This window comes from Amycolatopsis sp. NPDC006125 (genome assembly GCF_040614195.1).
Taxonomy (GTDB): Bacteria; Actinomycetota; Actinomycetes; order Mycobacteriales; family Pseudonocardiaceae; genus Amycolatopsis_E; species Amycolatopsis_E tucumanensis.
In genome coordinates this window covers 1-23,652 of sequence record NZ_JBEXTZ010000119.1, presented here as the reverse complement: position 1 = coordinate 23,652, position 23,652 = coordinate 1, and the positions used below count along the sequence as shown (strand labels likewise).

The following is a 23,652-nucleotide window of genomic DNA, read 5'->3' as shown; positions in this document are numbered from 1 at the left end:
CGAGACACCGCGTCAAGGCGGGAAAGCGTGCCTTGACCCGGTGGCTCGGCAACCGATTTGGCTGGGGATCGGGTTGCGGGAGGGGAGTGGTTCGGAGGGTGAGGGGCTTTCGTTGCCGGGCGGCGGTTTTGTGGTTGGTCAGCCGGCCAGGGTGATTGAGCCCAGGCTTGTGAAGTGTGCGGCGATGCGGGCGCCCGATGAGATCGGCACGGCGTCGGTCAGGCCGCCGGTCAGCACGATCCACCCCTCCTCCAACGCCAGGCCCCGTTCCGCCAGTGCGTTGGCTGCCAGCGCGAGCGCCTCGCCGGGGTGCCCGAGCACCGCGGCGCCGGTCGCGCTGTCCACGATCGCTCCGTCGGCCTCCAGCAGGCACGCCTCCAGCGTCAGGTCCAGCCCGGCGGGCGCGACCCCCACCGAGCCGACCCGGAAGACGCTCGACGAGGCGTTGTCGGCGATGGTGTCGGGCGCGGCGAACCGGAAGTCGGCGTACCGCGAGTCGATCACCTCGATCCCGCCGTACACCCGGTCCACCGCCGCCATCGCGGTGGCCGCCGTGACGCCGGGGCCCGCCAGGCGCGAGCCCAGCACGAACACGATCTCCGGCTCGGCCCGCGGGTGGATCAGCTTCGGCAGCGGGTCCGCGGCGGGCAGCACCATGGCGTCGGTCAGCCAGGCCATCACCGGGCGGTCCACGCCCATGCGCTCCTGCTTCGCCTTCGACGTCAGGCCCAGTTTGAGCCCGATCAGCTTTTCGCCGCGCGCGAGCCGCAACCGCAACGCCTCGTCCTGCACCGCATACGCCGTGCGCACGTCCAGGCCGGGCCACTCCTCGGTGATCGGGCCGCGCGCCGTTCCCGCGTCCTCCGCCGCCAGCAGCACCCGCGCCGCCTCGGCGATGCTCCACCCGGTCACGCGTCCTCCTTCGACCCGAACACAGCCGTCACACTGCCCAGCCCCGCCACCGTCGACACCACGGTGTCACCCGGGCGCAGCGGGATCGCCTTCGTCATCGACCCGGGCAGCACCACGTGCCCCGGCTCCAGGTCGATCCCCAGCGGGCCCACGGTGTTCGCCAGCCACACCAGCGCGTTCAGCGGCGACCCGAGCACCGCGCCGCCCGCCCCGGTCGCCACCAGCTCACCGCCCGAGTGCAGGGTGCAGCCGGCCAGGCGCAGGTCCACCGAGGACAGTGCGGTCGGCCTGCTGCCCAGCACCACTCCGCCGGAAGAGGCGTTGTCGGCGATGGTGTCGACGATCGAGATGCGCCAGTCCTCGATGCGCGAGTCCACGATCTCCAGCGCGGGCACCACGAAGTCGACGGCGCGCACCGCGTCGGCCACCGTCACCCCGGGCCCGGACAGCTTCCGCCCGAGCACGAACGCGATCTCCGGCTCGATGCGCGGCTGCAGGAAGCTGCCGACCGGGATCGGCTGGTGCTCCAGGTGGAACATGGTGCCGGTGAGGTGCCCGTAGTCGGGCTGGTCGACGCCCATCTGACGCTGCATCGCGGCCGAGGCCAGGCCCACCTTGTGGCCCTTGATCTCGTCGCCGCCCTCGGTCCACACACGCACCTGGTCGAGCTGGATTCGGTAGGCGTCCTCGACGGTCGCGCCCGGGTAGGTCTCGATCAGGGGCGCGATGGGCTTGCCCGCCGCGTAGGCCTGCAGCAGGAGGTCGGCCGCCTCCCGCACCGCTGTCGCATCCATGGCCTGAACTCTCGTGGCCACCCCGGCGGATCGCAACCACCGCGTCCCGCTGGGCGGCACGCCTCAGACCCGCGCCCCCTGGTCCGCCGCGACGATCTCGGCCGCGTTCGGGGCGTTGTCCGGATCGGTGAGCCACTGCAGCGCGACCCCGACCAGCAGCGAGTAGTAGTGCGAGCCGACGATCCGCACCCGGTCCGGGGCCGCGTCCGGCCCCAGCCCGGCGAACGCCTGCGCCAGCGCCGTGCGGGCGGCCTGCTGGCCACGCGCGTTCATGTCGCGGATCTTCTCGTCGTGCTGCAGGTAGGCGACACCCTCGAAGTTCACGAACCACAGCTGCCGGTTCGCCTGGATCGACTCGATGATCCGGCCCCAGCGCGCCTCGTTCGTGTCGCCCTCGCCGAGCGCCTGGAACAGCAGCTCGCCCCACTCGGCGTTCAGGTCGTTCAGCGCCCGCGTGAGCAGGCCCTCCTTCGACCCGAAGTGGTAGTTGATCGACGCCAGGTTCGCGCCGGAAGCGGCGGCCAGGTCACGCGCGGTGGTGCGCGCGTAGCCGGCCCGGAGGAGGCATTCCCGCGCCGCGATCAGCAAGTTCTCCCGGTGTCCCATGTGTGCTACCGTATCATATAAACGTTCGTTTAAAACGTTCGTTCAAGGGTTGGAGAAGGGATCTGACATGGGGACTCCTGCTGTGCGCATCCGGGGCTTGCGCCGCAGATTCGAGGGGGAAGCGGGGCCGGTCGACGCTCTGCGTGGCATCGACCTGGACGTGCCGAGGGGCTCGTTCACGGCGATCATGGGCCCGTCCGGGTCGGGCAAGACCACGTTGCTGCACTGCGCGGCCGGGCTGCGGACGCCGACCGCGGGCACGGCCGAGCTCGACGGCGTGAGCCTCGCCGGGCTCGACGAGACCAAGCTGGCCGAGTTGCGCCGCAGGCGCGTCGGCTTCGTGTTCCAGGCGTTCAACCTGCTGCCGGCGTTGACCGCGAAGGAGAACGTCGAACTGCCGCTGCGGCTGGACGGGCGCAAGCCCGACCCGCGCCGGACCGCCGCCCTGCTCGAGCGCGTCGGGCTGGGCAACCGCGGCACCCACCGGCCGGACCAGCTCTCCGGCGGCCAGAAGCAGCGCGTCGCGGTGGCGCGCGCGTTGATCACCGACCCGGAGGTCGTCTTCGCCGACGAGCCGACCGGTGCGCTGGACATCCGCAGCGCCCGCGAGGTCCTGAGCCTGCTGCGCGCGCTCGCCGACCAGGGCCAGACGATCATCATGGTGACGCACGACCCGGTCGCGGCGTCCTTTTCGGACCGGGTGCTGTTCCTGGCCGACGGCCTGATCGTCGACCAGATGGCCCGCCCCGCGGCGGCCGCGGTCGCCCACCGCATGGCGACCCTGATCGAGTCGGCCGAGCGGGCCGCCGCGATGGGGGTGAACTGACGTGGTGAGCCTCGCCCTGCGGCTGTTCCGCCACCACCGCGGCGCGGCGGTCGCCACCGGCCTGATCGCGTTGATCGGGATGGCGCTGGTGTCGACGATGACCACGCTGCTCGCCACCGGGCTCGCGGACGGCACGGCCGGGGCGGACCGGTCGTTCCTGACCCAGTTCCCGATGATCATGGGCGGCTGGGTGGTGGCGATCGTCGTCTTCGCGATGGTGTCGACGATCGGCGTGACGCTCGGCGGCCGCGCCGCGGAGATCGGCGGGCTGCGCCTGATCGGGGCGACGCCGCGGCAGATCCAGGTGATGGTCTCGGCGGAGACGCTCGCCGTCTCGGCGGTCGCCGCGCTGCCCGGTCTGCTGCTGGGTTACCTGCTCGGCTGGATCGTGCTGGCCGCGGTCCGGTCCTCGGGGCTGGTCGCCGGCTCCACGGCCTACGCGCCGGGTCTGGCGCTGCCGGTCGCCGGGGTCGTCGTCGTGCTGCTCGCGAGCATCGTGGCCGCGTGGATCGGCAGCCGCAGGATCGCCGGGCGGAGTCCGGTCGAGGGGCCCGCGCCGGTGCTGAGCAAGCGGTCCCGCCGGTCGCCGCGCCGCATCCTCGCGGCCGTGATGCTGATCGCGGGGATCGGGTCGTCCTCGGCCGTCCTCGCCATGGACGCGGACGACATCGCGACCACCGCGATGACCGGGCCCGCCACCGTGCTCGTCGCGATCGGGCTCGCGGTGCTCGCGCCGGAGCTGGTCGTCCTGGTGAACCGGGTCCTGAAGGTCCTGTCACCGCGCGGCGCGGCGGGGCACCTGGCGGCCGTCAACCTGTCCGCGGCGCCGGAACGGGTGCGGCCCGCGGTCACCTTCCTGACGCTGCTCGTCGGCGTGTCCGCCGGGACGCTCAGCATGCAGGGCATCGAGAACCGGCACTCGGCCGATGGCAGCACCGCGCAGGTCCTGGCGTCGATCAACTACCTGGTGGTGGTCCTGATCGCGGTGTTCATGGCGATCGCGCTGACCAACAACCTGGTGGCGGCGCTGGGCAGGCGGCAGGAGGAGTTCACGACCATGTCGCTGATCGGGTCGACCTCCGGGCAGACCCGCGGGATGCTGCTGCGGGAGATCGTCGCCGCGACGCTGGTCAGCGTGATCGCAGCCGGCGTCGGCGCGCTGGTGTGCGTCACCCCGTTCGCCGTCGTCAAGACGGGCAGCCCGGCGGCGGCGTTCGCCGCCGGGCCGTACCTGCTGAGCATCGTGCTCGGCGCGGTGATCGCGCTCGGCGTCACCACGGTCGCGGGCAACCGCGCGGTCCGCACGGCCGCCGTGCACTGACCTGGTGGCCCGCCAACGGGGACGGGCCACCAGGCGCGCTCACTTCTGGTGCGGTGCCACGTAGTCCTTGGCGTCCGCGGCCTCGAACAGCGGCTTCACGTACTTGATGCCGCCTTCGACGCCCGCGTCGGGCTGCGCAACGTAGACCTCGCGGGTCGGCGGCGCGCCGGGCTTCGAGAAGTCCAGCGCCGCGACCAGGTCACCGGTGTCGGCGGAGGTCGTCTGCTGCAGCGCGGTGAGGATGCCGTCGCGGGTCAGGTCCTTGTTGTCGCAGGCCTTCCTCAGCACCGCGCCCCACACCTCGGCCACCGCGTAGCCGTAGGGGACACCGGCGTTCGGCGCCTCCGGGAACTTCGCGGCCTTGTACTTCGCCAGCACGTCCTTCGCCTTCGGCACGTCCGCGGCCACCGGCACGCTGCTGGCCACGACGTAGAGCCGGTCCAGCGCGTTCGCGGCCGGGCTGCTCAGCAGCACCGGGTCGAACGTCGGGTTGTTGCCCAGCAGCGGCACGTTCAGCCCGAGCGCCTTGTTCGCCGCCGCCACCGAACCGGTCTGCGCCGGCGTGGTGGTCAGCATGATCGCCTTGACGCCCTCACCACGCAGACCCGTGACGATGTTGGTCAGGTCGTTGTCCGAGGAGGTGATCTTGACTTCGCGCAGGTTCATGCCGTGCTTCTGCGCGTAGTAGCGGGCGCCGCGCAGGCCGTTCGCGCCGTACTCGCCGTCGATGTAGATGTGCCCGACCGTGTCGCCGTCTTTGATCATGCCCTGTTCCTGCAGGTAGGACATGCCGTCGATCATCTCGACGTCGTAGGTGGTGCCGACGATCATCACGTACGGGTTGTCCAGCAGCTCCGACGACCAGGACGCCGGGGTCGCGGTCGTCTTGTCGGACTTGATGTTCTGCTTCAGCGCGGCCATGATCGGCGACCCGACGATCTGGACGAACCCGAGCACCTTCGGCTCCAGCTGCGGGTACAGGGTCTTCGCGGTGTCGGCCTTGTAGGCGTGGTCGACGATCTCCAGCTTGACCTGCCGCCCGCACACGCCGCCTGCCGCGTTGAAGTCGTTGACCCACAACTGGTTGCCGTGCGTGATGCCGATCGAGAGGTTCTTGAACGGGCCCGTCATGTCGGTCATGACGCCGAGGGTGATCTCGTTGGCGGTGACGCCGAGATCGGTCTTGACGCCGGAGGCGTCCGAGCCGGACGATCCCTGATCGCCCGCCTTGGTGCCGCACGCGGCGATGGCCAGCATCGCCGCGAGGACCAGGGAAAGCCGTCGCTTCATCGGGACGTTCCTTCCTTCTTCCGTTCCCTGTGCAGGCCGCCGGTGATCCGGCGCCCGATCGCCGCGAGCCCGCCCGGCTCGAAGAGCACGACGAGGATGATCGCGGCGCCGTAGACGAAGGTGCTGACGAGGATCGGGGTGAACGCGCCCTCGCCGCTCCCGGTGAAGATCCCCAGCTGTGTCGAGTAGAGCGAGAGCACCTGCGGCAGGCCGAACACGATGAGCGCGCCGACCAGCGCGCCCCCGATCGAGCCGAGGCCGCCGATGATGACCATCGCCAGGTAGGCGATGGAGACGTTGATGCCGTACGTGCCGAACTCGTTCTCGTCCGGCTTGAGGATGTCGAACCACAGCACGGTCATCACGCCGGCCAGCCCGGCGTAGGCGGAGGACACCGCGAACGCGCCGGCCTTCGCCCGGGCGACGCTGACCCCCATCGCGGCCGCGGAGGCCTCGTGGTCGCGCACCGCGCGCCAGGACCGCCCGACCCGGCTGTTGACCGCGCCGCGCGCCAGCACGAACGCGATCACCGTCAGGGCCAGGTACAGGTACCACATCTTCTCGGCCTGCCGGAACGGCACACCGAGGATCACCAGTCCGCCCGAACTGTCGAAGGTGAACCCGAACAGCTCGAACGGCGCCGGGGTGCGGCCGGTGGACGTGCCGCCGGTCAGGCGCTCCGCCGACTGTCCGAAGTAGAGCCCGATGAACACCAGCGACAGCGACGCCACCCCGAGGTAGATGCCGCGCAGCCGCCCGGACACCGGCGCGAACGCCAGGCCCAGCACGGCGGTGAACGCGACCGCGGCCAGCAGCGACAGCAGCGGGTCCACGCCGAAGCCGATCACCCGGCCGTCCTCGGTGCCGCTCGCCAGCACCGTGTACGTGGTGCCGCCGGCGAGCAGGAAGAACGCGTGCGCCAGCGACAGCTGACCGGCCTGCCCGACCAGCATGGTCAGCCCGATCGCGCCGACCGCGCCGGTCATCATCCACTGGCCGGCCTTGAGCCACTCCGCGCCGAGGTACAGCGGCAGCACCAGCAGCACGGCCAGCAGCACCAGCCAGGCGAGCAGCCGCAGCCAGCGCACCGACTTCGCCGGGGCCTTCGCGGGGGCGTCCGCGACCGTGGCCCGCATCGCCAGCTCAGACACGGGTTATCTCCCTCGTTCCGAACAGCCCGGACGGCCGGAGCACCAGCACCAGCAGCATCACCAGGAACACCGCGCTCTTGGAGAAGTCGAACGAGATGTACTCCGCGGACAGGGCCTCGACGAGCCCCACGACCAGCCCGCCGACGATCGCGCCCGCGGTCGAGTCGAGCCCGCCGAGGATGGCGGCGGGGAACGCGGCGAGCGCGATCGAGTGCGTACCGCGGGACAGGCCAGCGCCGGAGAAGTCCTGGGTGGCCAGGAACAGCACCGCGACCCCGGCGAGCAGGCCGGCCACCAGCCACGCGGTGGCGGTCACCTGGCGGCTTCGGATGCCCATCAACGCGGCCGCCTCACGGTTCTCCGCCTGGGCGCGCATCGCGACACCCCAGTTGGAGAACTTGAACGCCAGGTAAAAGGCGGTGATCAGCACCGCGGCCACGAGCATCGCGACCAGGTGCGTGCGGAACAGCGTGATGCCGGCGACCTGGATCGGCTTGGCGTCCCACGCCTCGCCGAGGAACGGCACGCCGACCCCGAGGCGCCGCACGATCTCCTCGGTCACGATCACGTCGATCCCGATCGTGAGCAGCGCGAGGCTGTTCGGATCGGCCAGCTTCGTGCGGGACAGCAGCAGCCGCTCCACCACCAGTGCCAGCAGCCCGGCGCTGACGATGCCGACCAGCGACGCGCCCACCCAGCCCAGCGATTCGCGCGTGGCGACGACCAGGTAGCCGCCGAACAGCACCAGCGAGCCGTGCGCGAAGTTGATCACCTCGGTGGACTTGAAGATGATCACGAACCCCAGCGCGAGGAGCGCGTAGACCGCGCCCTTGCCGAGGCCGTTCACCGCCAGTTGCAGGAACGTGTCCATCTACGCGGCCTCCGTTCCCAGGTATGCCCGGATGACCTCCGGATCGTTCTGCACTTGGTTCGGCGGGCCGTCGGCGATGCGGCGGCCGAAGTCGAGCACCGTGACCCGGTCCGCGATGCCCATCACCAGGCCCATGTCGTGCTCCACCAGCAGGATCGAGATGCCCAGCTCGTCACGCACGTCGTGGATCGTGGCCGCCAGGTCGGCGGTCTCCGCCGCGTTCATGCCCGCGGCCGGCTCGTCCAGCAGGAGCAGCACCGGTTCCACGGCCAGCGCGCGGGCGATGTCCACGCGCTTGACCTGGCCGTAGGGCAGCGCGGCCACCGGCGTGTGCAGCAGCCTGCCGATGCCGAGGAAGTCGCAGATCTCCTTGGCCCGTTCGGTGTGCTTGCGCTCGGCGCGCACCGTCCACGGCGCGCGCAGGGCGCACTCCAGGAACCCACCGCGGGTGAGGGCGTGCCTGCCGAGCATCACGTTGTCCAGCACGGTCGATCCGGGCGAGAGCGCCGCGTTCTGGAAGGCCCGGCCGATGCCGAGCTTCGCCATCTTGTGCGGCCGCATGCCGGTGAGCTCCGTGTCGCCGAGCAGCACGCGGCCCTCGGTGGCGCGGTACAGGCCGCTGATCACGTTGAAGCAGCTGGACTTCCCGGCGCCGTTGGGCCCGATGAGGGCGTGCAGCGAGCCGGGCACCACGGTGAAGGAGACGTCGTCCAGCGCGGTCAGCCCGCCGAAGCGGAGCGTGAGGTGCTCGACGCGCAGTTCCGGGATCATCCGCCCCACCTCGACAGGAAGTGCTTGCGCGGCCCGGCGTCGGCCTCCGCGACCTGGGTTTCCGCGTGCCCGCCCAGGTACAGGCGCTGGACGTCTTCGCTGCGGGACAGCTCGTCGGAGCGCCCGGCGAGCGCGACGGTGCCGACCTCCAGCACGACGGCGTGGTCGGCGACGTTCAGCGCCATCACCGCGTTCTGCTCGACCAGCACCACCGAGGTGCCTTGGGCGTGGATCTCGCGGATGATGCCGCTGATCTGCTCGACCACCTTCGGCGCGAGGCCGAGCGACGGTTCGTCGAGCAGCAGCACCTGCGGGGTGGACATCAGCGCCCGTCCGATCGCGAGCATCTGCTGCTCGCCGCCGGAGAGCAGTCCGGCGCGCTGCCGGGCGCGCTCGCCCAGCACCGGGAACAGCTCATGCACGCGTTTGCGGGCCTTGAGCCGCTGCTCCGGCGACACGGCGATGCCGCCGGCGCGCAGGTTCTCGTCGACGGACATGCGGGTGAAGATCTGGCGGCCCTCCGGAACGCCGACCACGCCGAGCCGGACGATGGCCGCCGGGTCGAGCCGGTCGATCCGCGTTTCGCCCAGCCGGACCTCACCGCGTGTGACGACGCCGCGGTGCAGCTTGAGCGTGCCGGAGATCGTCCGGAGCAGTGTGGACTTGCCCGCGCCGTTGCTGCCCAGGACGGCGAGGACCCCGTCGTCGGGGACCGCCAGGTCGACGCCGTGCAGCGCGGCGACCGAGCGGCCGTAGCGGACGTGCAGGTCTCGGACGTTCAACACCGGGGGCGCACACCTCCTCCGATTGCGTGACGGGCGTCACTCTCGGTGGCGGCAATCCTTGATCGGCCCTCGCCGGTCCGACACCCCCACTTGGAGAGGTATGCCGGACTTTTGCCCAACCGTGCCCTCTCCAAGAGGGGATGTCCGGATTGGAGCGGATGTGCGATTGTGGGCGCGTGACCGCAGAGCAGCGCGTCGCCGCGGACCGTGCCGTCGAGCACAGCAACGTGCTCGACGAGCTGCTGCGCGAGCGCGAGGGCCTGCTCGGGACCCTCGACCGGGTGATAGCCCTGCAGGGCACCGCGCACCTCATCCGGGAGTCACTGGGCGTGCACGCCGCGTTCGTGGGTGAGCTGGAGCGGCCCGGCACCGCCGTCATCCGGTGGATGGCCGGCAACCGGACCGACGCGATCCAGAACCTCGTGGTGCCCACCGGCCAGGGCGTCGGCGGCCGGGTGCTGGCGTCCGGCAAGCCGGTGAAGGTGTCGGACTACCTGCGGGCGCCGACTATCACGCACCAGTTCGACGCCCAGGTCGCGGGCGAGGGGCTCGCCGCGTTGCTGACCGTCCCGATCATCAGCCGGGTGCGCGGCAAACCGGAGACGCTCGCCATCGCCTACGCCGCGATGCGGGAGCCCGCCGACTTCGGCGACGACGCGGTGCGGCGGCTGGAGGGCATCGCCGACCAGGCCGCGTTCGCGCTGAAACTGGCCGGCGTCGCCGAGTCCGACCGCGCCGACGCGATCTCCGCCGAGCGGCGCCGGATGCAGAGCGCGCTGCACGATTCGGTCGGGGCGCTGCTGTTCTCGATCGGCGTGCAGGTGCGGAACCTGCACCAGGACGTGGCGGGCGATCCGGTGCTGGAGGGCCGGTTGTGCCGCCTGGAAGGTGACGTGTCGGCGGCGTCCCGGGCGCTGCGCGAGTCGTTGCTGTCGCTGTCGGAGTCCACACCGGAACGGGCGCTGCCGGTCGAGCTGGCCGAGCACTGCCGCTCGTTCGAGGCGCGCTGCGGGCTGCCGGCCCGGTTCGTGCAGCTCGCCCCGGTGCGGCCGCTGGACGCCGAGCGCACCGCGCTGCTGGTGTGCGCGGTGCGGGAGGGGCTGCTCAACGTCGAGAAGCACGCGCGGGCCTGCTCGGTCGTGGTGAGCCTCGGGCCGAGCGGGGGCGGCGTGCAGGTCGTGGTCGCCGACGACGGCACCGGCGAGGACGCCGAAGACTCGCCCGGCACCGGGATGGGCCTGCGCTCGCTGGCGGAGCGGGCCGCGCGGCTGGGCGGGCGGGTGAGCCTCGTCCGCGACGAGGACGGCGGCTGCACCCTGCGGGCCTGGGTGCCCGAAGTGCCATGACGGCGACGGTGCTGGTGGTCGACGACCACCCCGTGGTCCGCGACGGGGTCACCCTGCTGCTGCGGGCCGAGCCGTCGCTGAAGCTGATCGGCAGCGCGGAGTCCGGGCGGGTCGCGCTGCTGCGGGTCGGCGAGCTGCGGCCCGACCTGATCCTGCTCGACCTGCGGCTGCCGGACATGCTCGCGCCGGAGGTGATCGCCGGGCTGCGCCAGGTGCACCCCGCCGGGCGCATCGTGGTGTTCACCGCGCACGGCGACCACCAGGGGCTGCTGGCCGCGCTGGACGCGGGCGCCAACGGGTGCCTGCTCAAGGACGTGGCGGGCACCGACCTGGTGTCCGCGCTGCGGCGGGTGCTGCGCGGGGAGCGCGTGGTCGACCCGCGGATCATGCCGGACCACTCGACACGCTCGGACGCGCTGGCGCGCAGCGGCCTGACCCGGCGCGAGTACGAGGTGCTGCGGCTGGCCGCGCAGGGGCAGACGAACCCGGAGATCGCGGAGACGACCGGGCTGACGCGGAACACGGTGAAGACGTACCTGCAGTCCGCGCTGCACAAGCTGGGGGCGCGCAACCGCGTGGAGGCGATCGGGAAGGCGTCCGAGGCCGGGCTGCTGTGATCAGGCGGCGTGCGGGGTGGTGCCGGTCAGGCGACGGTAGAACTTCACGAAGTTCGTCGCCTCGGTGAAGCCGAGCTGGGCGGCCGGCGCGGCGACCGTGGTGTCGGTCGTGGCCAGCCGCCGCGCTTCGAGGGCGATCCGCTCGTCGAGGAACCTCTTGGCGCTCATGCCCCTGGCCCGCCGGACCGCCCGGTCGATGGTGCGCGCGCGCGTGGACCGCCTGCTCGTAGTCGCGCACGTGGTGCCGCCGGGCGTGGTCCGCCTCCAGGGCCGTCGCGAACCGCTGGAATACCGCCAAAGCCGTGCCTGGGACGGCTGGCGCGGCGGCGACGAGCGGGGCGACCGGGGTGCCGGGGGCGAGGGCGGCCCCGGTGAACAGCAGCAGCACCCCGTGCAGGTCCGACGCTGCCAGGACGTGGTGGACCTGGCCGGGGCGCAGCCAGAACACGCTGCCCTCGCTGAGCGCCTCCGCACGGAAGTCCACGGCGTGCCGCCCGGTGTCGCGCGTGACCAGCCCGGCGACGTGGAAGAACGGGCGGACCGGCTGGCGGCGCACCGGCGCTTCACCGCGCTACGGGCCGCGTTGCTCGCCGGGGAGCGGGTGGCGAGCTTGACCCTGGTCGACACCGCCGCGGACGCGTTCCCCGGCCCGGCGCTGGCGCAGATAGCGCAGATCCGGGACGGTTTCGCCGCCGGGGCCGTCAGCGAAACCGGTTCGGCGGTGCTGGAACTGCTCCTGGGCTCGCGCGCAGCGGAAGCACACTGGCTGCCCCGCCTGGGACGGCAGCCGGCGGAGCGGTTGAGCCGTGCGGTGGGGGCGCTGATGGGCGCGGACAGCGTGGCGCGCCGGCTCGGCGAGATCACCGCGCCGGCGCTGGTGGTGCACGGCAGCGCGGACCTGCCGATCCCGCCGGAGGCCGGGGTGGCTCTCGCCGCCGCGCTGCCGGCCGCCGAGCCGGTCGAGGTCCTGGACGGCGTGGCGCACACCCCGCCGGTCACGCACGCCGCCGGGTTCAGCGCGCTGTTGCAGCGGTTTTCGAAGGCGCACCGCTGACCGGCCACCAGGCGTGAGCCAGCGCCTCCAGCGTCGGTTTCGCCGGTGCCGGGAGGTCCTTGAAGTAGGACGCGAGGTTCGAGTAGCGGTGCAGCAGCAGGTAGGCGAGGCAGCGTGCGGGGAAGTCCTCGTCCGGGACGAGGCCGTACCCGTCCAGGAGGGCGCGCAGGTACTCGGGCGAGCCGCGGGTCACGAAGATCCCGATCGCCGCGAACTCGTACTCGGGGGCGCTGCGCATGGCGGGCTCGAAGTCGAACAACCCGGACAGCCGCCACCCGCCGCCGTCGGGGACGGCCAGCACGTGCTCGGCCATCACCTCGGTGTGCAGCAGCACCGGCGGCGGCGATCCCAGGTCGGCGGAGTCCAGGAAGGACGGTATCTGCCGGGCCCACACCTGGTCGAGTGCCGGCTGCCGCGTCACCGCCGACGCCGCCTGCTCGGTGACGAACCCGGCCCAGTTGGAGGGCCCCAGGTCCGGGACGTCCAGTGCGTGCAGCGTCGCCAGCGCCGCGCCGAGCGCGGGCGCCAGCCGGATCTGCTCGGCGACCGGCACCTCGCCGAGCGGCACGCCGGGCAGGCGGTTCATCAGCAGGTACCGCCAGCCGTCCAGCTCGCCGGTGTCCAGCACGTGCGGCGTCGCGACCGGCAAGCGACCGTCGACGACCCGCAGCACCCGGCTCTCGGTGGCGAAGTCGGCCGGGTAGGCGGGCGGGTAGAGCTTGAGGACCAGCCCGTCGCCACACGCGTAGGCCGGCAGCGACCCGGTCGCGAACCGGCTCACCTCGCCGCGGATCCCGAGCCGCCGGGCCAGCGCCTCGACGCCGGTGGCGAAGTCCTGGGGGTTCAGTGCCTCGAACTGCTCTTCGGTCTCCGCCGTCGGTAGTCCCACGCAGCGAAGATAACCGCGGCGGCCACCGGTTTTCGGTGACTGGCTGGGATGTGGTCAAGCCTCGCGGCGCCCCGAGCCGTCGGGCCAGTGCTTCGAACTGCTCCTCGGCCTCCGCCGTCGGTAGTCCCACGCAGCGAAGATAACCGTGGCGGCCACCGCCTTCCGGTGGCCGCCACGGGCACCCGCTAGGGCAGGAGCAGGAACGCCAAGCCGTTCGGCACGCCCAGCCCGGTCACGTTGTCGTAGCCGGGTGTCGTGTGGATCGTCAGGCCCGGCCAGTCCAGCTCACGCGCCGACGTGATCAGGCCGCCGCTCGCGTCCACCGAGTTCGCGTAGTCGACCCGCATCACCGCCCCGTCCACGTGGCGCACGTCCTTGATCGCCGGGGTGCCACCGGCCCGGTAGATCACCGGGTTGACGAACCCGTGGTGGAACCCGGTCAGGCTGTCCGACACCGCCATGATCCCGGCCACCAGCGGCGACGACAGGCTGGTGCCGCCGATCCGGTACTGGTCGTAGTACACGCCGTCGGGGAAGGTCTGCGTCTGCCCGACCAGGAAACCGGTGTTCGGGTCGCCCAGCGCGGAGATGTCGGGCACCACGCGGCCCTTCGCCTTGCCGCGCTGGTTCTGCGCCGCGAGCGCGTCCGGCACGACACCCCGCTGGTAGAACGGCTCGTCGAACAGCACGCTGGTGCCGCCGCCCGAACCGGACGTGTACGCGGCGGGGCCGTACGTCCCGCCGGTCAGCGTGCTCTTGCCGGTCTCCCAACCGGTTTCGAACAACGTCCGGCCGTCCTTGCCGACCGCGAGGCTCGTCCCGCCGACCGCGGTCACCCAGGCGTCCGACGCCGGGAAGTCCGCCGACGGGCTGCCCAGCCTGGCTGCCTCGTCACCGTTGTCGCCGGAGGAGAAGTAAACGCCGATGCCCTCCATCGCCGCCTGCTGCGCGATCTGCGTCCACACCCGCACCTCGGCGGCCGGGATGTCCTCGCCCGCGTCGCCGTAGGAGTTGGAGATGATGTCGGCCTCGTGCCCGGCGACGATCCAGTTCAGGGCCTCGTCGAGCGAGGAGTCCTGGCAGTCGGACCCGCCGACGTACAGGATCTTCGCGCCGGGCGCCATCGCGTGCACGGCCTCGACGTCCAGGGTCTGCTCGCCGTACCAGCCGGCCGCGTCGCACTGGTCCGGCGGCTCCTGGTCGACGTTGGCGGGGAACACCTTCTCCGCGAACTGCGACCGCCGCAGCGGGTGCGCCGGGTCGTTGCGCCTGGCGTACTCGGCGGCGTCGGCGTACAGCGTCGGCGAGGCGAAAGCGTCCACAATGGCCACCGTGGTGCCGCTGCCGTCCGCCCGCACCCCGTCCAGCCCGTAGGCCGACCGCAGCTGCGCGGGCGTGTAGCCGCACGGCGCGTACGGCCGCTGCTGCCCGTTGTAGGCCGGGTCGGTGGTGTCGGTCTTCTCGCCGTAGTAGGCGCTGCACGGCTGCGCGTTGCGGAAACCGTCGGACGGCGGCACGTCCGCGGGCGATCCGTCCGTCGTGTCCGGCTTCATCAGCGCGCCGGCCTGGTCGACGCCGATCACGCCGAGCACGTCCCCGGACAACGCGGCGGGCACCGACAGTTCCCGGTCCGCGGCCCGCAGCACCTGCCCGTCGACGCGGTAGCGCGCCAGGTCCACGCCGAACGCCTGCTCGACCTGGCCGGTGGTGCCGGTCGCCTCGACGTAGGCGCGGTTGGCGGGGACCTCGCCGATGCTGAACCCGCTGCCGGACAACCAGTTCCGCACCGCGCCGAGCGTCTCGTCGGTCGCGGCGAACCGGTCGCGCACCTGGTCCGGCGTCAGGTACCGGCGGAACGACGGGCTGGACGGGTCGGACACGGCGCGGGCGGTGGCGTCCGCGCCGGCCTGGTCGCGCGTGGTCAGGTACACCCGGAAGCTGAGCTTCGCGGACGGGGCGGACTCGGCGACCTTGGCCTGCGGGGTCGCCCACAGCGGGTGGGACAGCGGGATCACCGCGCGTCCCTGCGCGGCGGCGGTGCCCGGCACGAGCACACCACCCGCCAGCGCCAGCGACGCGACAACAGTCAATGCTCTTCGCATTGCGCAGACATTAGAACCGCGTCCGGGAAAAGCCAGCGCGTCAGCGAATTCGTTACCAGGTTACCGAAGAAAGTCGGGAACCCGGCAAACGGAATTCAGGGCGCCATCGGCCCCTTTTCGGTGACCACGGCCGTGATCAGCTCCGCCGGAGTCACGTCGAACGCCGGGTTGAACACATTCGTCCCGGGCGGTGCGACCGGAATGCCGGAAATGGTGGTGATCTCCTCCGGCGCCCGTTCTTCGATGACGATGGATTCGCCCGATTCCAATTCCGGGTCCACTGTGGACGACGGCGCCACGACGACGAAGGGCAGCCCGTGCCGCGCGGCGGCGATCGCCAGGCCGTAGGTGCCGATCTTGTTCGCCACATCGCCGTTGGCCGCGATCCGGTCCGCGCCCACCACGACGCAGTCGACCATCCCGCGCGCCATCGCGGCGGCCGCCGCGGAATCCGGCAACACCCGGTGCGGCACACCCGCCTCGGCGAGCTCCCACGCCGTCAGCCGCGCGCCCTGCAGCAGCGGGCGGGTTTCGTCGGCGAGCACGTACTCCAGACGCCCGGCCGCCTGCAGGTGCCACACCACGCCGAGCGCGGTGCCCCACCCGACCGTCGCCAGCCGCCCGGCGTTGCAGTGCGTGAGCAGGCGCAGCGGGCGGCGCGGGCACTTCTCCAGGATGAGCTCGGCGGCGCGGGCGGAGGCCTCGTGGTTGAGCCGCTCGTCCTCGCCGAGCAGGGCGAGCGCCTCGGCGAGGACAGCGCCGGGACCGTCGCCGAGCCGGGCCAGCGCGCGAGACACGCCCCAGCTCAGGTTGACCGCGGTGGGCCGGGCGGCGGCCAGCCGCTCGGCGTCCGTGCGCACCGCCGCCGGGTCGTCGGAGGCGAAGGCCGCCAGCGCGGTGCCCAGCGCCCCGGCGCCGCCGAGCGCGGGCGCGCCGCGCACGGCCAGCCTGCGGATCGCGTCGATCAGTTCGTCCACGGTGGTCAGCCGCAGCGTCCGGTACTCGCCCGGCAGGGCTACCTGGTCGATGATCTCGACGGCACCGTTCACCCAGTCGATGGTCCTGCGCACGTCTTCCATTGAACGCCATCGCGAGCCAAGCTGGGGGAGCCGCCACGAGGGAGGTGCATCCGATGACCGGTCGCACGAAGTACCTGCTCGACGAGTCGGACCTGCCCACGACCTGGTACAACGTGATCCCCGACCTGCCGGAGCCGCCGCCACCGCCGCTGCACCCCGGCACGCGCGAGCCGGTCGGGCCGGACGACCTCGCGCCGCTGTTCCCGCAGGCGATCATCGGCCAGGAAGTCACTCAAGATCGCTTTGTCGACATCCCCGGCGAGGTGCTGGACGTCTACCGGCTGTGGCGGCCATCGCCGCTGTACCGGGCGCGGCGCCTGGAGAAGGCGCTCGGCACGCCCGCCCGGATCTACTACAAGTACGAGGGCGTCAGCCCGGTCGGCTCGCACAAGCCGAACACCGCCGTGCCGCAGGCGTTCTACAACGCGGCGGAAGGCATCCGGCGGCTGACCACCGAGACCGGCGCCGGGCAGTGGGGCAGCGCGCTGGCGTTCGCGTCGGCGACGTTCGGGCTGGAGTGCGAGGTCTGGCAGGTGCGGGCCTCCTACGACCAGAAGCCCTACCGCAAGATCATGATGGAGACGTTCGGCGCCACGGTGCACCCGAGCCCGTCGAAGGAGACCGCGGCCGGGCGCGCCGTGCTGGACGCGGACCCGGACTCGACCGGCAGCCTGGGCATCGCGATCAGCGAGGCCGTCGAGCAGGCGGCCGCCGACCCGGACACCCGGTACGCGCTGGGCAGCGTGCTCAACCACGTCCTGCTGCACCAGACGGTGATCGGCGAGGAGGCTCTGCTGCAGTTCGCGCAGGCCGGCGACACGCCGGACGTGATCGTCGGCTGCACCGGCGGCGGGTCCAACTTCGGCGGGCTGGTGTTCCCGTTCCTGCGGGAGAAGCTGGCCGGGCGGATCGACCCGGTGATCCGCGCGGTCGAGCCCGCCGCGTGCCCGTCGCTGACGCGCGGCCGCTACGCCTACGACTTCGGCGACACGGCCGGGCTGACGCCGCTGCTGAAGATGCACACCCTGGGTCACGACTTCATCCCGGACCCGATCCACGCCGGCGGCCTGCGCTACCACGGGATGGCGCCGCTGCTGTCGCACATCTACGAGCTGGGCCTGGTCGAGGCGCTCGCGGTGGGGCAGCAGGAGTGCTTCGCCGCCGGGGTGCGGTTCGCCCGCGCCGAGGGCATCATCCCGGCGCCCGAGCCGACGCACGCGCTGGCGGCCTGCATCCAGGAAGCGTTGCGCTGCAAAGAAACCGGGGAGGAGAAGGCGATCCTGACCGCGTTGTGCGGGCACGCGCACCTCGACCTGCCCGCCTACGCCGCGTACCTGTCCGGGCAGATGACTGACAATGAACTGCCCGAGTCCGCGCTCGCCGACTCGCTGGCGGGGCTGCCGTGACCTCGGGCGAGCACGCGTCCCTGACCTACACGTCGTACCTGGCGCTGGACGACCTGCTGGCCGCGCAGCACCCGCGGTCGGAGGAACACGACGAGCTGCTGTTCATCGTGATCCACCAGGTGTACGAGCTGTGGTTCAAGCAGATGCTGCACGAGCTGGCGCACCTGCAGGCCAGGCTCGAAGCCGGCGACACCGCGCACGCGATCCGCACCCTGCGGCGGGTGCTGACCATCCTGAAGGTCGTGGTCGCGCAGATCGACGTGCTGGAGACGATGACGCCGAGCCAGTTCACCAGTTTCCGCACCCGGCTGGACGCGGCGAGCGGGTTCCAGTCGGCGCAGTTCCGGGAGCTGGAGGCGGTGCTGGGCCGCCGCGACGCGGGGATGGTCGCGCACTACCCGGAGGACAGCCCGGCGCGGAAGCGGATCGCGGCGGCGATGGCGCGCCCGTCGCTGTTCGACTCGTTCCTGACCTACCTGTCGGTGCACGGCTACGACGTCAGCGGCGACCGCCGGAAGCTGCTGCTGGGGGTCTACACGGACGACGGCGGGCCGGCCACGGTGGCCGAGCACCTGGTCGACCTGGACGAGGGCGTGCAGGAGTGGCGGTACCGGCACGTGAAGATGGTGGAACGCACGATCGGCGACAAGGCTGGCACGGGCGGCTCGTCCGGCGCGAAGTACCTGCGGGGGACGCTGTTCAAACCGCTGTTCCCGGACCTGTGGGCGGTGCGCGCCGACCTGTAGCGGCCGCGAACGACCAGCCCGGCGCGGCACCGGGGAACTCGCCGGGCTGGGGAACTCACCGGGCGCGGCACCGGGACTCGCCGGGCGCGGCGGGTTGGCTGTTCAACGTGGCGAGTTGGCCAGTCCCGGGCGGTCAGGCGTCGCGCAGGCGGGCCAGCAGCGGGTCCAGCGCGGCGGGGTCCTCGACGTGCGCGTTGTGCCCCAGCCCCGGCAGGATCACCGCGCCGTCCGGCAGGTGCTCGGCCGGGCACATCGGGTCGTGTTCACCCGCCGCGAGAACCACCGGCGCCCGCGCGGCGGCGAGCAGCCCGTCCAGGTCCGGGGCACCCACCCCGAACGCCGCCTGGTCCAGCGCCAGCCGCCAACCCTCGGTGCGCTCGCGGCCCCCGCCCGGCGCGCCCCCGTCCGGCGCGTGTTCAGCCACCGCCGAGCCCTCCACCAGCCCGCTGTCCACGATCGGCGAGTCCGCGGGCACCAGGCCGTGCAGCCCGGAGACCTTCAGCCACCGCGCCGCGGCCTCGTCGCGGGAGCCGAACACCTTCGCCGGCCGCCCGGCCTGGTCGGCGGCCCGCGCCAGCTCCTCGTCGCTCCAGCGCACCTTCATGCCGAGTCCGCAAGCCCCGCTCACCCGCACCCCGAACCAACCGCTCGCCAGGGTGAGGGCCACCACCCCGCCGAGGGAGTGCCCCAGCACCGCCACCGTCGTCCCGGCAGGCACGACCTCGGCGACCGCGGCGGCCAGCGCCCCGAACGAATACCGGGGGAGCGGTTCCGACCGGCCGTGGCCGGGCAGGTCGGGCACGATCCAGCGGCCAGGCCACCGCTCGACCAGCCCGTTCCACACCGCCCCCGTCGCGCCGAGGCCGTGCAGGGCGAGCAGGGTCGGTCCGTCGGAACCACCGGTGCGCACGTGCATCGCCCGATCTTCCCATGGCTTTTCGCCCGAAGAACGCTAAGTTTCTCCTCAGGAGCCGACGGGAACGACCTTCCCGGGAGCTCCACCCACAACCGGTACCCCTCCGCGGCGCCACGAACGTCGCCGGACGGGTCGCAGATGAGGAGTCACCACCGTGACGGATGGAGTGTTCGGCCGCGAAAGCGGTCACGAACAGGTCGTGTTCTGCCAGGACCAGGCGACCGGCCTGAAGGCGATCATCGCGATCTACTCGACCGCGCTCGGCCCCGCCCTCGGCGGCACGCGCTTCTACCCCTACAGCCGCGAAAGCGACGCGCTCGACGACGTCCTCGCGCTGTCCAAGGGCATGGCCTACAAGAACGCCCTCGCCGGGCTCGACCTCGGCGGTGGCAAGGCCGTCATCATCGGCGACCCGGCGACCACCAAGACCGAGGCGCTGCTGCGCGCCTACGGCCGGTTCGTCCAGTCGCTCGGCGGGCGGTACTACACCGCCTGCGACGTGGGCACCTACGTCGCCGACATGGACGTCATCGCCCGCGAGACCCGCTTCGTCACCGGCCGCTCCCGCGACGACGGCGGCGCGGGCGACTCCTCGGTGCTGACCGCGTTCGGCGTGTTCCAGGGCATGCGCGCCGCCGCCGAGTTCCGGTGGGGCAGCGCGGACCTGGCCGGCCGGCACGTCGGCGTCTCCGGCGTCGGCAAGGTGGGGCACATCCTCGTCGGGCACCTCGTCGAGGCCGGCGCCCGGGTGTCGGTCACCGACGTGTCGCAGGCCGCCGTCGAGCGCGTGAAGGCCGCCCACCCGGCGGTCGAGGTCGTCGAGGACAACGCCACGCTGCTGCGGATGCCGCTCGACGTCTTCGCGCCGTGCGCGCTCGGTGGCGCGCTCAACGACACCACGGTGCCCGAGCTGGGCGCCGAGATCGTGTGCGGCGCCGCGAACAACCAGCTCGCCCACCCCGGCATCGAGAAGTCGCTGGAGGACCGGGGCGTGCTGTACGCGCCGGACTACCTGGTCAACGCGGGCGGCGTGATCCAGGTGAGCGACGAGCTGCACGGCTTCGACTTCGAGCGGGCCAAGCGCAAGGCGGCAGGCATCTTCGAGACGACGAAGGCGGTGTTCGAGCTGGCCAAGGCCGAGGGCGTGCCGCCGGCGACGGCCGCCGACCGCCTGGCGGAGCGCCGCATGTCGGAGGTCGGCAGGCTGCGGTCCATCCTTACCGTGTGACACCAGGGAAGATCTTCGAAGCGGCGGGCGTGCGGGGTTGGCTGCACGCCCGCTGCCTCGACTGCGGCGGCGAAACCGGTCACCACCCGGACGAGCCGGTCGTGCTCGCCTCCGTCGTCAAGGTTCCGCTCGTCCTCGAACTGGCCCGCCAGGTCGCCGCGGGGCGGCTCGACCCGGCCGATCGCCTGCGGGTCACCGCGGCCGACCGGCTCGGCGGCACCGGCACCGCGGGCTGCGCCGACGACGTCGAGATGAGCCTGCGGGACGCGGCGTTCTTCGCTCTCTCGGTCAGCGACAACACCGCGGCCGACCTGCTCTTCGACCGCGTCGGCCTGGACAACGTGCGCTCGCTGCTGCGCGAGCTGGGGCTGGCGGACACCCGCGTCATCGGTTCGCCGCGCGACGTCGTCGCCACCATGGCCGAGGACATCGGCGCCCGCGACGCCGCCGATTTCGCCCGCCGCTTCCCGGCTCTGTCCGCCGAGGAGGTCTTCGCCACCCGCGCACTCGACCCGCTCCGGACCTCGGCGAGCACCCCGCGCGACATGACCACCCTGCTCGCCGCGATCGCCGGCGACACCGCGGGACCGCCCGAGGCGTGCGGTTGGATCCGGCAGCTGATGGGCCAGCAGGTCAACTGGCACCGCCTCACCGCCGCCTTCCCGCCCCAGGTCCGGGTGTGGGGGAAGACCGGTTCCCTGCTCGCGGTGCGCAACGAGATCGGCGTCGCCGAGTATCCCTCGGGCGAGCGCTACGCCGTCGCGGTGTTCACGAAGGCCCCGACGCTCGAATCGCGCCTGCCGGACGTCGACCACGCCATCGGCGAGGCCGCGAAGGCCGCGATCGAGGAGATCGTTCACGAGCGCCCGAACACCACGCTCCACGGCCGCTGCACCGGGTCCTGAACCGGCGCGAGCGTGGTCACCCCGTCCCGCGCCAGCACGTCCGCCACGACGTCCGCCAGCCGCGCGGCCTCCGGGTGCGGGTTCACCGCGGGCCAGGCGACCGACATCCGCCACGACAGCGACCCCGCCGCCAGCGGCCGCCACACCACGCGCGGCTCCTTGCGCGCCACCAGACCCTGGTCGAACGCCACGCCCTGCCCGGACAACACGAGCCCCAGCAGGAACTCCGGGTTCCGCGCGTGCCGCACGTGCGACGGGCGGAAACCCTGCTCCCAGCACGTCCGCAGCGTCGCGTCGTACAGGCCGGGCGCGGCGGCCCGCGGGAACAGCACCAGCCCGTGCCCGGCCAGGTCGCCCAGCGCCAGCTCCGACCGGGCCGCCAGCGGCGAATCCCGCGGCAGGACGACCCCCAGCGGCGTCTGCACCGCCGGACCCAGTTCCAGCCCCGAGACGTCCACCGGGTGCTGCAGCAACCCGGCGTCCAGCTCGCGGTCGGCCAGCAGCCGCACCTGCTCGGTCGTCGTCAGCTCCTGCAGGTCCAGCCGCACGTCCGGGCACGCGCGGCCGAACTCGGTGAGCAGGTCGGCCAGCACGCGCCCCGCCAGCTCCGGCGGCACGCCGACCCGCAGCGCGTCGATCTCGCCGCGGTGCGCCTTCCCGACCAGCGTGCGCATCCGCTCCCACCGGGCCAGCAGGTCACGCGATTCGGCGAGCAGGATCTGCCCGGCCTCGGTCAGCTCGACGCGGCGGCTGTCGCGTTCGAACAGCCGCGCGCCGAGGTCGTCCTCGAGCCTGCGGATGCGCTGGCTCAGCGGCGGCTGGGCGATGCCGAGCCGGTCCGCGGCACGTCCGAAGTGGAGTTCTTCGGCGACCACGACGAAGTAGCGCAACGCGCGCAGTGGGTCCACCCTGCGACGATATCCGCCGGGGTATCAGGGCAGGCCAGGACTGGTCTTGGACAGCCGTACCACTTCCGTGCTGGGCTGGCGCCATGACTGATCGACTGAGCAGGCGCGGGGTGTTCGGGGCGGGCCTGGGGGCCGCCGCCGTACTCGCCGGAGTGGCGCCCGCGGCCGCCCGTGCCGCGACCGGCGGGGGACTCACGCTGCGCTGGTGGGGGAACAACAGCTGGGAGATCCGGATGCCCAGCGCCGACGGCACGACCACGAAGACCGTCCTGATCGACCCGTGGCTGACCCGCTTCCGCACCGGCACCTACTCGCCGGAGGGGGCGGACCCGAAGACCCGGCTGTCCGTGGACACCGGCCTCATCGACCACTACGTGGACAGCGGCGAGTTGCGGGCCGACCACATCCTGGTGACCCACGGCCACTACGACCACCTGACCGATGTTCCGTACCTGGCGCGGAAAACCGGGGCGACCGTGTACGGGACGGAAACGCACCTGAACCTGATGGCCGCGCTCGGCGCTCCGGAGGACCAGCTGGCGGTCGCGAGCGGCGGCGAGTTCCTCACCTTCGACGGCTACACGATCCGGATCCTGCGCTCACTGCACTCGGCGTCCGGCGCGCGGGCGGCGGTGCCGTTCCCGGGAACGCGGCCGGGTCTCGGGCTCGGCCACCTGCCAAAACCGAAATATATTCAGGATCTTGTGGAGGGCGGAACGCTCGCGTACCACGTGACCTCCGCCCGCGGCGGCAGCGTGATCGACTTCGGCGGATCGAACTACGTCGAGTCGGAACTGGACGGTCTGCGTCCGGATGTGGTGCTGCTTCCCGCCGGTGGCGGCAAGATCGCCGACTACGTGGGCCGCCTGCTGCGTGTGCTCGGGCAACCGCCCTATGTGATCCCCACGCACTGGGACGACTTCGACCACCCGCTGACCGAACCGGCCCGCGACTGGGGCGGCCTGGACGCGCTGCGGTCGGCGGTGGCGGCGGCGTCCCCGGCCTCGCGGTTCGTCGTGGTCGACCACCTGCGGACCTTCGCGCTCTGACCCGGGTCGGGGCGCGAGGGGGGGCGCGCGCAAGACCCCCCGGGAGGGCGCCACAGTAAGGGGCGAGGGGAGGGAGGCGG

24 protein-coding genes are annotated in these 23,652 nt (G+C 72.4%); 10 read left to right on the top strand and 14 right to left on the bottom strand.

What is annotated here, in order from left to right:
- Positions 1-138 precede the first annotated feature (138 nt).
- The 3 genes from ABZ193_RS37780 to ABZ193_RS37770 form a co-directional block, all read right to left on the bottom strand.
- Positions 139-912, bottom strand: a complete 774-nt coding sequence (locus ABZ193_RS37780; protein WP_020421752.1) for a 4-oxalocrotonate decarboxylase — start codon at positions 910-912, stop codon at positions 139-141.
- Positions 909-1,706 (bottom strand): 2-keto-4-pentenoate hydratase, encoded by a 798-nt coding sequence (locus ABZ193_RS37775; protein ID WP_027936411.1) that lies wholly within the window; start codon positions 1,704-1,706, stop codon positions 909-911. Before ABZ193_RS37775 ends, ABZ193_RS37780 begins: the two co-directional genes overlap by 4 nt.
- A 63-nt stretch (positions 1,707-1,769) precedes the next feature.
- Entirely contained in the window at positions 1,770-2,312 is a 543-nt protein-coding gene (locus ABZ193_RS37770; RefSeq protein ID WP_354713459.1) for a TetR/AcrR family transcriptional regulator, read from the bottom strand.
- 67 nt (positions 2,313-2,379) lie between these two features.
- Here ABZ193_RS37770 and ABZ193_RS37765 point away from each other — a divergent pair, with 67 nt between their 5' ends.
- A complete protein-coding gene (locus ABZ193_RS37765) occupies positions 2,380-3,138 on the top strand; it encodes an ABC transporter ATP-binding protein (protein WP_354713458.1) in 759 nt (252 codons plus the stop codon).
- A 4-nt stretch (positions 3,139-3,142) separates the two neighbouring features.
- A complete protein-coding gene (locus tag ABZ193_RS37760) occupies positions 3,143-4,459 on the top strand; it encodes an FtsX-like permease family protein (protein ID WP_354713456.1) in 1,317 nt (438 codons plus the stop codon).
- Between the two features lie 39 nt (positions 4,460-4,498).
- Here the strand turns inward: ABZ193_RS37760 and ABZ193_RS37755 are convergent, their stop codons facing one another.
- From ABZ193_RS37755 to ABZ193_RS37735, 5 genes are read right to left on the bottom strand one after another with little or no spacing between them, the layout of a single operon-like run.
- On the bottom strand, positions 4,499-5,749 hold the full coding sequence (locus ABZ193_RS37755; protein WP_020421747.1) for an ABC transporter substrate-binding protein: 1,251 nt from the start codon (positions 5,747-5,749) through the stop codon (positions 4,499-4,501).
- Positions 5,746-6,900 carry a branched-chain amino acid ABC transporter permease gene (locus ABZ193_RS37750; protein ID WP_027936410.1) on the bottom strand — a complete coding sequence of 385 codons (1,155 nt, stop codon included), beginning with the start codon at positions 6,898-6,900 and terminating at the stop codon, positions 5,746-5,748. The genes ABZ193_RS37755 and ABZ193_RS37750 overlap by 4 nt, the downstream gene beginning before the upstream one ends.
- Positions 6,893-7,771 carry a branched-chain amino acid ABC transporter permease gene (locus ABZ193_RS37745; protein ID WP_020421745.1) on the bottom strand — a complete coding sequence of 293 codons (879 nt, stop codon included), beginning with the start codon at positions 7,769-7,771 and terminating at the stop codon, positions 6,893-6,895. Before ABZ193_RS37745 ends, ABZ193_RS37750 begins: the two co-directional genes overlap by 8 nt.
- Complete coding sequence (locus ABZ193_RS37740) at positions 7,772-8,542, bottom strand: ABC transporter ATP-binding protein (RefSeq protein ID WP_020421744.1); 771 nt, start codon at positions 8,540-8,542, stop codon at positions 7,772-7,774.
- Positions 8,539-9,327 carry an ABC transporter ATP-binding protein gene (locus ABZ193_RS37735; protein WP_354713454.1) on the bottom strand — a complete coding sequence of 263 codons (789 nt, stop codon included), beginning with the start codon at positions 9,325-9,327 and terminating at the stop codon, positions 8,539-8,541. The genes ABZ193_RS37740 and ABZ193_RS37735 overlap by 4 nt, the downstream gene beginning before the upstream one ends.
- A 176-nt stretch (positions 9,328-9,503) precedes the next feature.
- Here ABZ193_RS37735 and ABZ193_RS37730 point away from each other — a divergent pair, with 176 nt between their 5' ends.
- Positions 9,504-10,673: a GAF domain-containing protein gene (locus tag ABZ193_RS37730; protein ID WP_020421742.1), complete on the top strand. Its 1,170-nt coding sequence runs from the start codon at positions 9,504-9,506 to the stop codon at positions 10,671-10,673.
- The gene (locus ABZ193_RS37725) at positions 10,670-11,290 is read left to right on the top strand and encodes a response regulator transcription factor (protein ID WP_354713453.1); all 621 of its coding nucleotides are present in this window, start codon (positions 10,670-10,672) and stop codon (positions 11,288-11,290) included. Before ABZ193_RS37730 ends, ABZ193_RS37725 begins: the two co-directional genes overlap by 4 nt.
- On the opposite strand, the gene ABZ193_RS37720 is transcribed toward ABZ193_RS37725, so the two are convergent.
- Complete coding sequence (locus ABZ193_RS37720; RefSeq protein ID WP_354713451.1) at positions 11,291-11,458, bottom strand: helix-turn-helix domain-containing protein; 168 nt, start codon at positions 11,456-11,458, stop codon at positions 11,291-11,293.
- Here ABZ193_RS37720 and ABZ193_RS37715 point away from each other — a divergent pair.
- Positions 11,457-12,344, top strand: a complete 888-nt coding sequence (locus ABZ193_RS37715) for an alpha/beta hydrolase (RefSeq protein ID WP_354713449.1) — start codon at positions 11,457-11,459, stop codon at positions 12,342-12,344. The genes ABZ193_RS37720 and ABZ193_RS37715 overlap by 2 nt on opposite strands.
- On the opposite strand, the gene ABZ193_RS37710 is transcribed toward ABZ193_RS37715, so the two are convergent.
- From ABZ193_RS37710 to mtnA, 3 genes are all read right to left on the bottom strand, one after another.
- On the bottom strand, positions 12,304-13,233 hold the full coding sequence (locus ABZ193_RS37710) for an aminoglycoside 3'-phosphotransferase/choline kinase family protein (RefSeq protein WP_354713447.1): 930 nt from the start codon (positions 13,231-13,233) through the stop codon (positions 12,304-12,306). The two genes, ABZ193_RS37715 and ABZ193_RS37710, sit on opposite strands and share 41 nt — an antisense overlap.
- A gap of 185 nt (positions 13,234-13,418) precedes the next feature.
- Complete coding sequence (locus ABZ193_RS37705; protein WP_237336004.1) at positions 13,419-15,335, bottom strand: S53 family peptidase; 1,917 nt, start codon at positions 15,333-15,335, stop codon at positions 13,419-13,421.
- Between the two features lie 95 nt (positions 15,336-15,430).
- Positions 15,431-16,414 (bottom strand): S-methyl-5-thioribose-1-phosphate isomerase, encoded by a 984-nt coding sequence (mtnA, locus tag ABZ193_RS37700; protein ID WP_354713445.1) that lies wholly within the window; start codon positions 16,412-16,414, stop codon positions 15,431-15,433.
- A gap of 53 nt (positions 16,415-16,467) precedes the next feature.
- Here mtnA and ABZ193_RS37695 point away from each other — a divergent pair, with 53 nt between their 5' ends.
- Together ABZ193_RS37695 and ABZ193_RS37690 are read left to right on the top strand one after the other, a co-directional pair.
- Complete coding sequence (locus ABZ193_RS37695; protein ID WP_354713443.1) at positions 16,468-17,820, top strand: TrpB-like pyridoxal phosphate-dependent enzyme; 1,353 nt, start codon at positions 16,468-16,470, stop codon at positions 17,818-17,820.
- The gene (locus ABZ193_RS37690; protein WP_020421734.1) at positions 17,817-18,566 is read left to right on the top strand and encodes a tryptophan 2,3-dioxygenase family protein; all 750 of its coding nucleotides are present in this window, start codon (positions 17,817-17,819) and stop codon (positions 18,564-18,566) included. The genes ABZ193_RS37695 and ABZ193_RS37690 overlap by 4 nt, the downstream gene beginning before the upstream one ends.
- Before the next feature lie 133 nt (positions 18,567-18,699).
- Here the strand turns inward: ABZ193_RS37690 and ABZ193_RS37685 are convergent, their stop codons facing one another.
- Complete coding sequence (locus ABZ193_RS37685) at positions 18,700-19,482, bottom strand: alpha/beta hydrolase (RefSeq protein WP_354713441.1); 783 nt, start codon at positions 19,480-19,482, stop codon at positions 18,700-18,702.
- 154 nt (positions 19,483-19,636) lie between these two features.
- Between ABZ193_RS37685 and ABZ193_RS37680 the strand changes: the two genes are divergently transcribed.
- Positions 19,637-20,710: a Glu/Leu/Phe/Val dehydrogenase dimerization domain-containing protein gene (locus ABZ193_RS37680; RefSeq protein ID WP_027936407.1), complete on the top strand. Its 1,074-nt coding sequence runs from the start codon at positions 19,637-19,639 to the stop codon at positions 20,708-20,710.
- On the top strand, positions 20,707-21,615 hold the full coding sequence (locus tag ABZ193_RS37675; protein WP_354713439.1) for a serine hydrolase: 909 nt from the start codon (positions 20,707-20,709) through the stop codon (positions 21,613-21,615). The genes ABZ193_RS37680 and ABZ193_RS37675 overlap by 4 nt, the downstream gene beginning before the upstream one ends.
- Here ABZ193_RS37675 and ABZ193_RS37670 read toward each other — a convergent pair.
- Positions 21,567-22,523 carry a LysR substrate-binding domain-containing protein gene (locus ABZ193_RS37670; RefSeq protein WP_354713437.1) on the bottom strand — a complete coding sequence of 319 codons (957 nt, stop codon included), beginning with the start codon at positions 22,521-22,523 and terminating at the stop codon, positions 21,567-21,569. The genes ABZ193_RS37675 and ABZ193_RS37670 overlap by 49 nt on opposite strands.
- 83 nt (positions 22,524-22,606) lie before the next feature.
- Between ABZ193_RS37670 and ABZ193_RS37665 the strand changes: the two genes are divergently transcribed.
- Complete coding sequence (locus tag ABZ193_RS37665; protein ID WP_354713435.1) at positions 22,607-23,572, top strand: MBL fold metallo-hydrolase; 966 nt, start codon at positions 22,607-22,609, stop codon at positions 23,570-23,572.
- Positions 23,573-23,652 lie beyond the last annotated feature (80 nt).